Source organism: Streptomyces sp. NBC_00289, from assembly GCF_041435115.1.
GTDB lineage: Bacteria > Actinomycetota > Actinomycetes > Streptomycetales > Streptomycetaceae > Streptomyces.
Map to the genome: position 1 here is coordinate 8,544,986 of NZ_CP108046.1, position 13,819 is coordinate 8,558,804.

At 70.7% G+C, this 13,819-nt stretch carries 10 protein-coding genes; 7 read left to right on the top strand and 3 right to left on the bottom strand.

Annotated elements, in window-relative coordinates:
- Window position 1 precedes the first annotated feature (1 nt).
- The 6 genes from OG985_RS38715 to OG985_RS38740 all read left to right on the top strand — a co-directional run bounded on the left by OG985_RS38715 (window position 2) and on the right by OG985_RS38740 (window position 10,335).
- Entirely contained in the window at window positions 2-1,222 is a 1,221-nt protein-coding gene (locus OG985_RS38715; protein WP_371673040.1) for an SGNH/GDSL hydrolase family protein, read from the top strand.
- A gap of 9 nt (window positions 1,223-1,231) precedes the next feature.
- Window positions 1,232-3,379 (top strand): GDSL-type esterase/lipase family protein, encoded by a 2,148-nt coding sequence (locus OG985_RS38720; RefSeq protein ID WP_371673041.1) that lies wholly within the window; start codon window positions 1,232-1,234, stop codon window positions 3,377-3,379.
- Between the two features lie 5 nt (window positions 3,380-3,384).
- Window positions 3,385-4,839 carry an alpha-L-fucosidase gene (locus OG985_RS38725; RefSeq protein ID WP_371673042.1) on the top strand — a complete coding sequence of 485 codons (1,455 nt, stop codon included), beginning with the start codon at window positions 3,385-3,387 and terminating at the stop codon, window positions 4,837-4,839.
- 5 nt (window positions 4,840-4,844) lie between these two features.
- Window positions 4,845-5,786 carry a hypothetical protein gene (locus tag OG985_RS38730; RefSeq protein WP_371673043.1) on the top strand — a complete coding sequence of 314 codons (942 nt, stop codon included), beginning with the start codon at window positions 4,845-4,847 and terminating at the stop codon, window positions 5,784-5,786.
- Window positions 5,787-5,896: 110 nt separating this feature from the next.
- Window positions 5,897-9,001, top strand: coding sequence for an alpha-N-acetylglucosaminidase TIM-barrel domain-containing protein (locus OG985_RS38735; protein WP_371673044.1), 3,105 nt, complete (start codon window positions 5,897-5,899; stop codon window positions 8,999-9,001).
- Window positions 9,002-9,489: 488 nt separating this feature from the next.
- Entirely contained in the window at window positions 9,490-10,335 is an 846-nt protein-coding gene (locus tag OG985_RS38740; RefSeq protein ID WP_371673045.1) for an endonuclease/exonuclease/phosphatase family protein, read from the top strand.
- 353 nt (window positions 10,336-10,688) lie between these two features.
- Here the strand turns inward: OG985_RS38740 and OG985_RS38745 are convergent, their stop codons facing one another.
- From OG985_RS38745 to OG985_RS38755, 3 genes are all read right to left on the bottom strand, one after another.
- Complete coding sequence (locus OG985_RS38745; protein WP_371673046.1) at window positions 10,689-11,093, bottom strand: FKBP-type peptidyl-prolyl cis-trans isomerase; 405 nt, start codon at window positions 11,091-11,093, stop codon at window positions 10,689-10,691.
- A 373-nt stretch (window positions 11,094-11,466) separates the two neighbouring features.
- Window positions 11,467-11,754 carry a hypothetical protein gene (locus tag OG985_RS38750; RefSeq protein ID WP_371673047.1) on the bottom strand — a complete coding sequence of 96 codons (288 nt, stop codon included), beginning with the start codon at window positions 11,752-11,754 and terminating at the stop codon, window positions 11,467-11,469.
- A gap of 50 nt (window positions 11,755-11,804) precedes the next feature.
- On the bottom strand, window positions 11,805-12,752 hold the full coding sequence (locus tag OG985_RS38755; protein WP_371673048.1) for a phosphotransferase family protein: 948 nt from the start codon (window positions 12,750-12,752) through the stop codon (window positions 11,805-11,807).
- Here OG985_RS38755 and OG985_RS38760 point away from each other — a divergent pair.
- Complete coding sequence (locus OG985_RS38760) at window positions 12,708-13,736, top strand: amidase family protein (protein ID WP_371673049.1); 1,029 nt, start codon at window positions 12,708-12,710, stop codon at window positions 13,734-13,736. The genes OG985_RS38755 and OG985_RS38760 overlap by 45 nt on opposite strands.
- The last annotated feature ends 83 nt before the right edge of the window (window positions 13,737-13,819 follow it).

Here is a 13,819-nt window from a genome sequence, read left to right on the forward strand (position 1 = left end):
GATGCATGGGATACGCGGCAGGCTCGCGGCGTTGCTCCTGGCGGTCTCGGCCGTCGTGGCCGGGACGGTGGCACCCGCCGAGGCCGGTCAGCAAGGCGACGGGCGCGGCTGGACCGGGACCTGGGCGACGGCGGCCAGCGAGCACTACGAGGTCTCGGGGATGTCCGAGGTGACGGTACGGATGCCGGTGCACACCAGCGTCGGCGGCTCGTCCGTACGCATCCGGCTGACCAACGCCTACGCCACCGACCCGGTGGCGATCGGACACGCGACCGTGGGCCTGCACGACGGGGGTTCCGCCGTGGCGCGCCCGTACGACCTGCGATTCGGCGGGAAGCGCGCGGTCACCATCCCGGCGGGCGGCCAGGCGGTGAGCGATCCGGTCGGACTCGCCGTGCCGGCCCTGACCGACCTGGTCGTCAGTCTCCATCTGCCCGGCCAGGTCACACACATCACCGATCACTGGTGGGCGCAGCAGACCGTGTACTGGACGGACTACGGTGCGGGCGACCACGCCGCCGACACCTCCGGCGACGCCTACACCTGGACCACCACGAGCTGGCCGTTCCTCAGCGGCGTCGACGTGACCGCGCCGAGGACCGGGTCGGTGGTGGCGCTCGGCGACTCGATCACCGACGGGTCGTACTCGACGGCCGACACCAACCAGCGCTGGCCCGATCTGCTGTCGGCCCGGCTGAACGCCTGTCTGCCCGGCGCCGGAGTGCTCAACGCGGGCATCACCAGCAACCGGATCACCGCCGGGACCGCGACGAATCCCTCGGCGCTCGACCGGCTCGACCGGGATGTGCTCTCCCAGCCGGGCGCCAGGACCCTGATCCTCTTCGAGGGGATCAACGATCTCGGCGGGGCGAGTGCCGAGCAGATCATCGCCGGGATGACGGAGATCGCCGACCGGGCGCACCGGCGCGGCATGCGGGTCGTCGGCGCCACCATCACCCCGTACAAGGACTTCACCTGGGGTGGCTGGAGCGAGGAGACGGAGGGGCGGCGGCAGCAGGTCAACGCGTTCGTCCGGGCCTCCGGCAGGGTCTTCGACGACTACGCCGACTTCGACCGGGCGGTCCGGGACCCGGCGGATCCGCGGCGGCTGGGCGCGGCGTACGACTCCGGTGACCATCTGCATCCCAATGACGCCGGGATGAAGGCATTCGCCGACTCCATCGACCTGATGTCGCTCGGCCTCGGCCGCGGCTGTTCCTGAGGAGGAACCGTGTCCAGACGGCTTGAACACCTGCTGGGGCACCGACGATTCGCGGTCCTTGCCACGGCGTTGGCCGCCACGGTGGCAGCCCTGCTTCCGGTGGCGCCGGCCGCTGCCGAGACCGCGCAGCCGGGTTGGACGGGGACGTGGGCGACCGCCCAGCACGCCGCGTACGACCCGGGTACCTCGGAGGTGACGGTTCGGATACCGGTGCGGGTGAGCGCCGGCGGGTCGAGCGTGCGCATCCGCCTGACCAACGACTTCACCACCGAGCCGGTGACGATCGGACACGCGACCGTCGGACTTCGGGATGGTGGTTCCGCCGTCTCGAAGCCGCAGAAGCTGCGGTTCGGCGGGAAGAGCGGGGTGACGATCGCGGCCGGCGAGCAGAGGGCCAGCGATCAGGTCCGGCTCACCGTGCCCGCCCGCAGCGATGTGGTCATCAGCCTGTACTTCCCCGGCCGGCTCACCCACATCAGCCAGCACTGGATGGGCCTCCAGACGGTCTACTGGACGCCCGACGGCGGCGGCGACCACGCCGCGGACGCCGACGGCGACGCCTTCACGAAGACCGACTCCACCTTCCCGTTCCTGACCGGTGTCGACGTACGGGGCGGCAACGCGGCGGGCGCCGTGGTGGCGCTCGGCGACTCCATCACCGACGGCGCGGCCTCCACCTCGAACGCCAACCGGCGCTGGCCCGACTATCTCGCCGGGCGGCTGTCGGCCTGTTCGTCCGCCGCCGGAGTGCTGAACGAGGGCATCAGCGGCAACCGGATCACGGCCGGCGTGGACGGCAACCCGTCGGCGCTGGACCGGCTGGAGCGCGATGTGCTGTCACAGCCGGGCGCCCGGACGGTGGTCCTGTTCGAGGGCGTCAACGACCTCAGCTGGGGCGGCGCCACCGGTGATCAGGTGATCGACGGCATGAAGGAGATCGTGCGCCGCGCCCACGAACGCGGGCTGCGTGTGATCGGCGCGACGGTCGTGCCGTATCGCGGCTGGGGCGACTGGTGGACCGAGGCCAAGGAGACCGACCGGCAGAAGGTCAACACGTTCGTCCGCGACGGCGGAGTCTTCGACGGCTACGCCGACTTCGACAAGGCCGTACGGGACCCGGACGACCCCACCCGCTACGGCGCCGCGTTCGACTCCGGTGACCATCTGCACCCCAACGACGTCGGGATGAAGGCCTTCGCCGACGCCGTCGACCTCACCACCCTCGGGGCGGGCCGCGGCTGCCCGTCGGCCCGCGTCCGGATCACCCCGTACCGGCCGACCCTGCGGGCCGGCGGCGACGGCACGGAGATCACGTCGACCGTCACCAACACGGGCACCAGAGCGGTCACCGAGGTCAGCACGCGTCTCGATCTCCCCGACGGCTGGTCCGCCGAACCGGCCGGCAGCACGCGGGTACGCTCCCTCGCCCCGGGCGACAGCGCCAAGGTCACCTGGACGGTGACGCCGACGGCCGACGCGATCTGGGGCACCCACGAGATCGGCGTACGCACCTCCTTCGTCCAGGACGGCCGGACACGGCACGACTCCGACAGCGTGGACGCCACGGTGACCCCCGCTCCGTCCGAGGTGCGGGCGCCGTGTCTGACGACCGCCACCACGACGGAGAAGGCCCAATATGCCCAGAACGGCGACCAGTTCGCCATTTGGGCGGGCGGCCAGGACCTGTCCGGCTGGAAGGACGAGAAGGCGGCGGTCTACCTCGCCGACGCCGCGCCGTCGTCCGGCTCCGTGACCGCCCGGGTCGTCGGTCAGACCGGCAGCGGCCCGTCCGCCAAGGCGGGGATCGCCGTGGCCAACGACCTCACCTCGCCTCAGGCGGGCGGCTACGCGGTGCTCACCATGTCCGCGCAGTACGGCCTGGAGTTCATGACCGACAGCGACGGTGACGGGAAGCTCGACACCTGGGCCGGGGGCGGCAGTTCGTACCACCCCGCCTGGCTGAAGATCGTCCGCGACGGCACCGCCTACACGGCGTACGCCAGTTCCGACGGCACCGCCTGGCAGCAGGTCGCCACCGCCACCGTTCCCTCCGCGAGCGGCACCGGGGACGCAGGTCTGGTCGCGAGCGCGGTCAACCTCAACTACCCCGGCCAGATCACGACCGCACTTTTCGACTCCTTCTCCACCCAAGAGTGAGAGGCATGTTGATGCCCGTCGACCGCAGACACTTCATGACCACCGCTGCCGCCCTCGGTGGCGCGGTGCTGCTCGCCCCGCCCGGCACCGCCCAGGCGCTCACCTCGGGTGCCACGTCCGGAGCCCCGGGCATTCCCGACTACCAGGCCACCAAGGCATCCCTCGACACCCACCCGGTGCCGCGCTGGTACAAGGACGCCAAGTTCGGCATCTTCGTCCACTGGGGCGTCTACTCGGTGATCGGCGGCGCGACGCCGAGAAGCGCCTCCGAGTGGTACCTGTGGTACCAGAGCACCAAGGACACCGCCGAGTGGAAGTACCACCGCGAGACCTACGGCGAGGACGTCACCTACGACGACCTCATCCCGCGGTTCAAGGCCGAGAAGTACGACCCCGACGCCTGGGTGCGGCTGTTCGAGCAGGCGGGCGCCGAGTACTTCGCACTGACCAGCAAGCACCACGACGGATTCGCCCTGTTTCCCAGCAAGGTGACGGACCGCCACTCCGTCGCGTACGGCCCGAAGCGTGACCTCGTCGGCGAGCTGATGACGGCGGCGCGCAGACGCGGCACCGTGCGGCCCGGCCTTTACTACTCGCTCGGCGAGTACTTCAACCCGGCGATCGGCCGGCCGATGCGCAACTTCTACACCGACAAGGAGATCCCGATGACCGGCTACAAGCCGGTCAAGGACTACGTCGGTGACTACGAACTCCAGCAGCTGTACGAGATCATCGACCGCTACGACCCGGAACTGCTGTGGGCGGACGGACAGTGGTTCCGGCCCACGGACAACCCTCCGTGGCGCAGTGAGGAACCCATGGCCCACTACTACAACCGGGCCAAGAACCGTAAGCACCCCAAGGGTGTGGTGATCAACGACCGGTTCGACACCCACTTCGACTTCGCCACGTACGAGCAGCGCACCAACCCCACGATGGACCCGCAGAAGTGGGAGTGCTGCATGACCATGGGCTACTCCTGGGGCTACAACAAGCACGAGCCGGACGAGGACTACAAGACCTCGGAGTTCCTGATCCACCTGCTCGCCGACGTGGTCAGCAAGAACGGCAACCTGCTGCTCAACATCGGCCCCAGGCCGGACGGCACGATCCCCGCCATCATGCAGGAGCGGCTGCGGGACATCGGCGCCTGGCTGAAGGTCAACGGCCCGGCGATCTACGGTTCGACGCCCTGGGTGCGGGCCGAGGAGGAGGGCAGCCCGCTCGGCATCCGGTACACCGTCTCCCCGGGCACGTTCAACATCATCGTGCTGGGCAGACCCGACGGAACCCTCTCGGTGCCCGGCGACATCCCCGTCGGCGCCACCTCACGCATACGACTGCTCGGCACCGGCGGCAACCTGCGGTGGACCCGCCGTGACGGAAGGATCGACATCACCGTGCCGTCCACCCTGCCGAGCGACATCGCCAACGTCTTCACCGTCGAATGGGCCAGGTGATCCGCATGGGAATCCGCAACGACACCAGGTTCGACACCCTCGGACCCACGCTCACCGTCACCACGGAGCCGGCCGAGCCCGCCGCCGGCGACACGGTGACCGCCACCGCGGTCCTCACCAACGACTGCCCCTTCCCGCTCCGCAACACCGTGCTCCACCTGATCGACCCCGGCGCCGTCACGGCGGCGAAGACCATCCCGCTGGGCGACCTGCGGCGTGGCGCGAAAATCACCCGGCGCTGGCGGACGGCGGTCCCCGCAGACGTGGCCGGGAACGTGGCGTTCACCGCGCACGCACTGTTCGACGTCGACGGACACAGCGCCGACTGCGTCCGGTCCGCCAGGACGTTCACCCTCCCCTACGAGGCCAACGGCGTGCGCGCCCCGTACACGACGTACGCCACCACCGACGACGCCGAGTACGGCCAGTACGGCACCCAGTTGGTGATCTGGGCGGGCGGCCGTGACCTGTCGGGCGGCACCGACGAGAAGGGCGTCATCCGCCTCCCGGGCACCGTCTCCGACGCCGGCGTGGTGCAGGCCAAGGCCGTCAGCCTGACCGGCAGCGACAACCCCACCGCCAAATCGGGGATCGCCATCGCCAACGACCTGACGGCGCCCGAGAAGGGCGGCTACGCGGTGCTGACCATGTCGGCGCGGTACGGCCTGGAGTTCATGGCCGACAGCGACGGCGACGGACACCTCGACACCTGGGCCGGCGGCGGCGTCTCCTACCACCCCGTCTGGCTGCGGCTGGTCCGTTCCGGCACCACCTGCACCGCGTACGCCACCGGCAACGGGCTCACGTGGGACGAGATCGGCAGCGCGACCGTGCCCTCGGCGAGCGGCACCGGGGACGCCGGTCTCATCGCGAGCGCCGTCAACCTCAACTATCCCGGTACGACGGTCCAGGCGGTCTTCGACCACTTCACGGTCGAGGCGACATGAGCGGTGACCGGGCAACGAGCCCGTACCCGCCCGAGCCGACGTACCCGAGCCGGACCCGGCCCCGCGCGGCGTCGCGATGACGGTCGCCCGACACCTGTGAAAGGACGTACATGCACGACAACCACCACCTCACCCGCAGACGTGTGCTGACCGGTATGGCCGCTCTCGGCGGCGCGGTGCTCCCGGCCTGGCCGCAGAGCGCCCTGGCCGCCACCGCCGGGTCGCGCGACACCTCACCGGCCGCCGCCGCGCTGCGCCGGATCGTGCCCGCCCACCACCGGCAGGTCACGCTGCGCGCGATCGCCGGCAACGGAGGCGACCGCTTCCGGGTCACCGGCAGCACCGGCGACATCAGGATCGAGGGCACCAGCCCCGCCGTCCTGCTCACCGGCTTCAACACCTACCTCGCCCGGGTCGCCAAGGCCGACGTCTCCTGGAACGGGGAGCAGTTGAACCTGCCCCGGCTGCTGCCCGCCCCGGCCGGGGAGATCACCGGAACCGCGAACGTCCCGCACCGGTTCGGCTTCAACGACACCAACGAGGGGTACACCGGCGCGTACCGGGACTGGGCGGCCTGGGAACGCGAACTCGACGTGCTGGCCCTGCACGGCATCAACGAGGTGCTCGTCTACATCGGCGCCGACGCCGTCTACTACGACACCTTCCGGGACTTCGGCTACACCGACGCGGAGCTGCGGTCCTGGATCCCCGCCCCCTCCCACCAGCCCTGGTGGCTGCTGCAGAACATGTCGGGGTTCGGCGGCCCGGTGTCCCGGCAGCTCATCGAGCGGCGCGCCGGCCTCGCCAGGAAGATCGTCGACCGGGTGCGGGAACTTGGCATGACACCGGTGCTGCCCGGCTACTTCGGCACCGTGCCGGACGGCTTCGCGGCCAGGAACCCCGGCGCGGCGCTGGTTCCCCAGGGCACCTGGGGCGCCTTCCGACGGCCGGACTGGCTCGACCCGCGCAGCCGTCTCTTCACCCAGGTCGCCGCCGCCTTCTACCGGCACCAGCGCACCCGCCTCGGCGACAGCACCATGTACAAGATGGACCTGCTGCACGAGGGCGGCAACGCCGGGGACGTGCCGGTCGGCGAGGCGGCCAAGGCCGTCGAGGCAGCGCTGCGCAAGGCCCACCCCGGAGCGGTCTGGGCGATCCTCGGCTGGCAGGACAACCCGCGGCGGGAGATCCTCGACGCCGTCGACCGGAGCAGGATGCTCATCGTCGACGGGCTGTCGGACCGGTACACCACGGTCACCGACCGGGAGAGCGACTGGGACGACACCCCGTACGCCTTCGGCAGCATCTGGAACTTCGGCGGCCACACCCCGATCGGCGCCAACACCCCCGACTGGGTGGACCTGTACCCGAAGTGGCGGGACAAGGACGGCAGCGCGCTCGCCGGGATCGCGATGATGCCCGAGGGCGCCGACAACAACCCCGCCGCGATGGCACTCCTCACCGACCTCGCCTGGACGCCCGGCACCATCGACCTGGACGACTGGTTCGCCTCCTACGCGACCTCCCGCTACGGCGCCAGGGACCCGCACGCCGTCGCGGCCTGGAAGGTCATCCGCGACACCGCGTACAACATGACCCGCGCGGACGGGTGGAGCGAGGCACCCGACGGGCTGTTCGGCGCCCGGCCCAGCCTCGGCGCCGACAAGGCCGCCGCCTGGGGTCCCGCGGCCGAGCGCTACGACACCACGGCGTTCGACGCGGCGCTCACCGAACTGCTCCAGGTCGCACCACGGTTCCGTGACAGCTCGGCCTACCGCTACGACCTGGCCGACGTCACCCGGCAGGTGCTCTCCAACCGCAGCCGGCTGCTGCTGCCGCAGATCAAGGCCGCCTACGAAGCCCGCGACAAGAAGCGCTTCGCCGACCTCACCAGGACCTGGCTGAGCTGGATGAAGCTGCTCGACAAGGTGCTCGCCACCAGCCCCCAGCACCTGCTCGGTCCCTGGCTGGCCGACGCCCGCTCCTGGGGCGCCACCACCGCCGAGCGGAACAAGCTCGAGTACGACGCTCGCTCGCTCATCACCACCTGGGCTGGCCGGGAAAGCAGCGAGGAAGGACTGCACGACTACGCCAACCGGGAGTGGTCCGGCCTGGTCGGCGGCCTCTACCTCACCCGTTGGAAGACGTACTTCGGCGAGCTGTCCGCCGCCCTCGCCACGGACCGGCAGCCCGCGGACATCGACTGGTTCGCCCTCGAGGACGACTGGGCGCACCGGCACGACACCTATCCCGTCGAGGCCACCGGCGACATCCACCGGCTGGCCCGTCAGGTGCGCGCCACCCTCGCGGCCGACCCGCACCAGGCCGCGCTGACCGCGTCCGCCGACAAGGCGTCGGTGACACCGGGGCAACCGGTCACGCTCACCGTGTCGTTCACCAACCGCAACGGGTTCGCACCGGCCACGGGCGTGACCCTGTCCGTCGAAGCACCGGACGGGATGACCGCCCGCCCGGTCGGCGCGACGACCAACGCCTCGGTCGCCCCGGGCGAGACGTTCACGGCGACGTTCGCACTCACCCTCACCCAGGCCGGAGACACGCTGGTCACCAGGGTGCCGGCCAGCGCGTCCTTCACCTCCGGCGGCGCACGCGGCTCGGCCTCGGCGTCGGTGCGCGTGATGGCCGGCAGCGGGGTGCGGGACCCCTACCTGACCGCCTCCTTCAACGACGCGGTCTTCGGCCAGTCCGGCGACACCCTCGCCATCGAGGCCGCCGGCGCCGACCTGTGGGGCGGCACCAACGAGTTCGGCACGATCTACCGCGCCGGTGCCTACCAGGACACCTCCGTGGCCACGGTGAAGGTCGTGTCGCAGGACACCACCGGAGGCTGGGCCCGCGCCGGGCTGATCGTCCGCAACGACCTGTCCGCCAACGGGAGCGCCGGATACGTCAATCTGGCGGTGACCCCGTCCAACGGCTGCGCGCTGTCCTGGGACGCGAACGGCGACGGGACGTTCGACTCGATCGCCATGAGCGGCTCACTCGGCGCTCCCGCCCATCTGCGGCTGACCCGGGCGGGCGGCACCTACACCGGGGAGTGCAGCTCCGACGGCATCACCTGGACCACCGTCGGCACGGCCACCCCCGGCTCCGCCGCCGCCACCCAGGACGTCGGCGTCTTCATGACAGCGGCCAACGGCTGGACCGGCACCCGGGGAATCGCCGAGTTCCAGGACTTCACCGTCCGCACCTGACGCGCCCTTGCCGGGCCCCGGAGGCGGGGCCGGCAAGCTTCGGCTGCCGGCCCCGGTCCGGACTCGCCCGGACCGCCGACCGCACCCCATCCCCAGAACACGGACGAACTGCACCAGGCACTCCAGGAGAACGACCGGCGCCCCTACGGCCGTACCCGCACCGTCACCGCCGAGGAACTCGTCGACGCCGCCGAGCAGTTCGCGGACACCGAGGAGACCGAGCCGCTGATCTCCTTGGGGGCCCGGCTGCGCGACGAGGAGTGACGCGGTGACCCGGTGCCGTCCTCCCCGGGCCATCGGGCCGCCAGTCAGCGCAACCGCAGGGCGGAGGACGACGCCGGCGCGGAGCTTGGGCGACCGACGACCAAGCCGCAGGGACCCGTGCCGGACCCCAGACCGTGAGGGGATCCGCCGGACAGGCCTCGCCACGTCCCCTAGCCTCGTGCGGGGAGACGTCAGATGCCCTGTGGATCCACTTGTGGGAGGCGATGGTGCTCGGCAGGGGCACGCGGTTGCTGGCGGCCGCCATGACGGTGGCCTGGGCGGTGCTCGTCGGCCCGAGCGCACCAAGTGGTGCCCTCTCCGCCAGGCCACTGCCCGTCGGAGCCGTCGGGGACATCGTGCCGAACCGGGTCATGACGTGGAACATCTGCAACCCCTGTGACGCGGGCAACGTCGACCGGGCAGCGGAGATCGCCACGTTCGCGCCCCAGGTCATCGGCCTGCAAGAAGCGTGCGTGCGGGACGTCGAGAGGATCCGGGACCACCTGGAGAGCCTTTACGGGCTCGTCTACCACGTCGAGTACGGGACGGTTCTCCGGAATTGGGGCCGCTGCGGGGGAGCACCGTGGAATCCCGGGGCCTTCGGCCAGGCGGTCCTCTCGGCGGCACCGATGACAGACCTCGCCAACGTGGAATACCCCGACGGCGGATCCGAGGACCGGGGGTACATGGCAGTCACCACCACGGTGGGCGGCCGGCCCGTCCGGGTCTTCAACACACATCTCGCCCAACGACGACAAGAGGCGGTCCGAGCGGACCAGATCCGTGTACTCGCCGCCGACGTCGCCCGGCACGACCGCGCGATCGTCATCGGCGACTTCAACGCCGTGCCGGACGCCCCCGAACTCACCGGGATGTGGGCACTGGCCGCGGACACGGACCCCCAGTGCCATCCCTCGCCCACGGGCACCTGCAAGCCGACCACCGACTGGCAGAGCAAGTTCGACTACATCTTCCTGCGAGGCATCGTCCCGCTGGAGCACCATGTGCATCCGACCCCGTACTCGGACCACCACCTGCTGCACACCGACGTGGACCCCACCTGGATCTAGAAGAAGCCCAGCTTCTTCGGCGAGTACGACACCAGGAGGTTCTTCGTCTGCTGGTGGTACAGCAGTTGCACCCAAGCTGACCAGGGGAAATAGTAGCTGGTGCGGCTCTGGCGGGGTGCGGCGCGGACCTCCTCCGGTTGCCGAGCACGGCCGGCGGGTTCAGACGTCCGGGCGGCGGCGCCGGGTAGGCCGTTGAGGAAGTCGGTCGCCTCGTGGCCTTCGGCGGTCGACGAGTCGCAGCGGAACCGTTCGGACGCTGCGGAGGCGGAAGACAGGAGCGACAGCGAGGAGCACGGCGGTGCCCACCCCGGCGGACGACGCAGCGCGCCGCAGGGGAGGAGCGGCCAGGGTCACTAGGCGTTGCTCCACCCGGTTGTGCTGGAATACGAGTCCAGCAGGTCCACCACGAAGACCAGGGTCGAGCCCGCCGGGATCAACGGCGAAGGCGACTGATTGCCGTAGCCGAGACGCGGGGGAACGATGATCTCGCGCCGACCGCCGACCTTCATCCCCCTCACCCCCCGGTCCCAGCCCTTGATGACCTTGCCACTGCCCAGGGCGAACTTGAACGGCTGACCGCGGTCCCAGGAGGCGTCGAACTCCTTCCCGGACTCGAAGGTCACCCCGACATAGTGGACCCTGACCACCATGCCCGGCTTCACCTCAGCCCCGTCCCCGACGACCAGGTCCCGGATGGTCAGCTCGGTAGGAGCGTCAACCTCCGGAACGTCGACCTCGGGCTTCGTCAGTTCACTCATTGCAGCCTCATCACTATCAGCCGGAAGCCGTCGCACGGACCAGTCGGACACATGGACACTCCGTGCAGCAGATGGTCACGCTACCGAGAACGCCCGTCCCCGGAGCACACCAGATCCAGTGGCCACACGTGATGATCTTTCGCACGACCGATGAACGCGACCGGCATGCACAGGTCACACGGTGATCGCCAGAACGGGGCGACGGCCGAAACGGCGAACCTGAACACCCACTAACCCGTCCTGACCGGGTGATCAGTCACCCCCGCGTGGCGCTGGAACCTGTCAAGGGGCCCGTGCCTCGCTGGGTGCGCTCTCAGCCGTAAGCGGCAGCTTGAGCAGGCGGCGGCCGTGACCATCCGCTGTCGAGGCGGCTTCAGGCAGCGCAGGGGTGGTGCGCGATCAGCGCCCGCGCGAGATGGCCAGCGACTTCCTCGGCTCCGGCCTGCAGTGCCGCCAGGTTGACGGACTCATCGGGCTCGGTACGCAGGGCGAAGGACCTGCCGAGGCCGGCGAGACTGGCTGCGCGCCGTGACCGATGAGGGTCGAAGGTGTCGATGCTGGTCATGGCGGGGTCCGACACGCCGGCAGCCACCACGATGCGGTCCTGCCGCTCGACCCCCAGGGCCATGTGCCCCTGGATCCGCTCGGGATCGTAGGGCACCGCACACACCGTCACCGGAACTGCCCGGCTGCCCGGCTGCCCGCGGTGCGTCACCGGTGCAGGGACTCGGCGACGGCCGGGTCCTCGAGCACGGTGACGCACCAGGCGAAGTGCTCGTCACCGCCGCCCGGCGCGAAGGCGTCGCTCGTGGCCATCGCATAGGCGGCCCGGTACAGCAGGAGGTCGTCGACCGCGTAGCCGAACTCGTCGGCGAACCGCGTGGTGAGCTGCCGGGTGATCTCCGGGGCGTGCTCGGTGCCCGCCGGGAAGATGGCCGCGGCCACGGCAGCGTCGAACCGGGGATCCCCGCCCGTGGACAGGAAGCCGTAGTCCACGAGGGCGAGCGGCCGCAGGTCGTCGTCCACCAGCACGGTCTCCGGGAAGACGTCACCGTGGACGACCGCCTCGTCGGTTCGGGGCAGCGAGCGCAGCTTCCGAAGCAGCCGGGCGCGCGTGTCGTCGAAGTCGCGGACATGCGTGGAGAGCCGGTCCGCGCACCGGCTGACCCGCCGGTCCACCAGGTCCGCCAGGGCGGATCCGAAAGTGGTGTGGCCTTCCCACAGCGGGCGTTCCTCGTCCAGCACAGAAAGGTGCTTGACCTCGTCGACGTCATGGGCGTCCGCGAGGGCGCGCAGCACGCCGACCAGGCAGTCGACCGCTTCGGGCAGCACCTCGTCCGGGTCGTCGGTGCGGATCCTGCCCGCCAAGGGCTCGCCGGTCAGCTCCCGCTCCACGGTCATCGGGACACCGTCGATGTCCTCGACGGCGAGGATCTCCGGGGCGCCGAACGGCAGGTGCGCCGCGGCATCGGCGTAGAAACGCTGCATCCGCCGCAGTTCGGATCCCCGTCGGCGCTCCCACACCTTGGCCACCGTTCCGTCCCCGAGTCGGTAGACGGCTCCCTCCACCGCCGCCTCGACGGGCCCGGCGTCGGGATATCCGGCGTCGACGAAATGTCGTACGCGCCGGGCCGTGGTGTCCCGTATCGCATCGGACATCTCGTGCCTCCTTCCGCCCCCGGCGTGAACGACCGGCCGGTCGGCGGGGCCGACGCCGGGACCATCTCCCACGGTAGGCCCCTCGCCCGCGCGACACCCGGTGACGGAGCGCTGCCGGGCGCCGTGCGGTCCGCCACGCGTATACGGCGGAACAGTGCCGGCGGATCCTGCGGCCCCGCCGCCGCAGTCGCTGCCCACCTGACCCCCGCCGACCTTGGCAGCGACCTCGCCGGGTCACTGAGGCTTCCAGCTCACTACTGCGGCGTCTACGGCCTGCGTCCCACGCAAGGACTCGTCCCGGCTCGCGGCCACATCCCCCGCCCACCGGGATGGATCACGAGCAGCGACATGGTCACCCCGGGCCCCCTGGCACGCCACCCCCGCGACCTCGACCTGTTCCTCGACGCGCTGACGACACCGTCACCCGCCGAGAACAGCCCCTGGCTCGTGAAGCTGCCCACGGCGCGCTGCGCAGTCGGCCAGCTCCGCGTAGCGGTGTGGGCCGAGGACGCGAGCTGCCCCGTCGACCGTGAAACTGCCGATGCTCTCGCCGCCGTCGAGCAGGCACTGGCCTCCTCGGGCACGAACGTCCGCCGTACCACGGGACCGGTTGGCTTCGCTGGCTCTCTCCGCCTTTTCGAGCAGCTCCTCCATGCCACCGCGACGGCCGCCACCGACGACGAAGCTGGAGCGGCCGAACTCGTGGCGGCGCGTGACCTGCACGAGGATGACGCGAGCCCACGGGCCACCTTCCTCCGCCACCGAACGCAGACACACCGTGCCTGGCTCCGCGCCAACGAGGAGCGCCTGCGGCTTCGGGAGACGTGGCACTGGTTCTTCGCCGACGCCGAGCACGATGTCCTCATCACCCCCGCCGCTCCCACCGCGGCGATCCCGGCCGGCACCCGCGCTCTCACGGTCGACGGCGTCGAGCGGAGGTTCTTCGACCAGACCGGATGGGCCAACCTAACGGTAGTTCGTTAAATCCGGCGGTGGCGTGGGTTGACGGCGAGGCGGGTTGGTCGTAGGCCGGTGGTAGGAGTCAACTGCCTTGCTGGGGGCTGAAG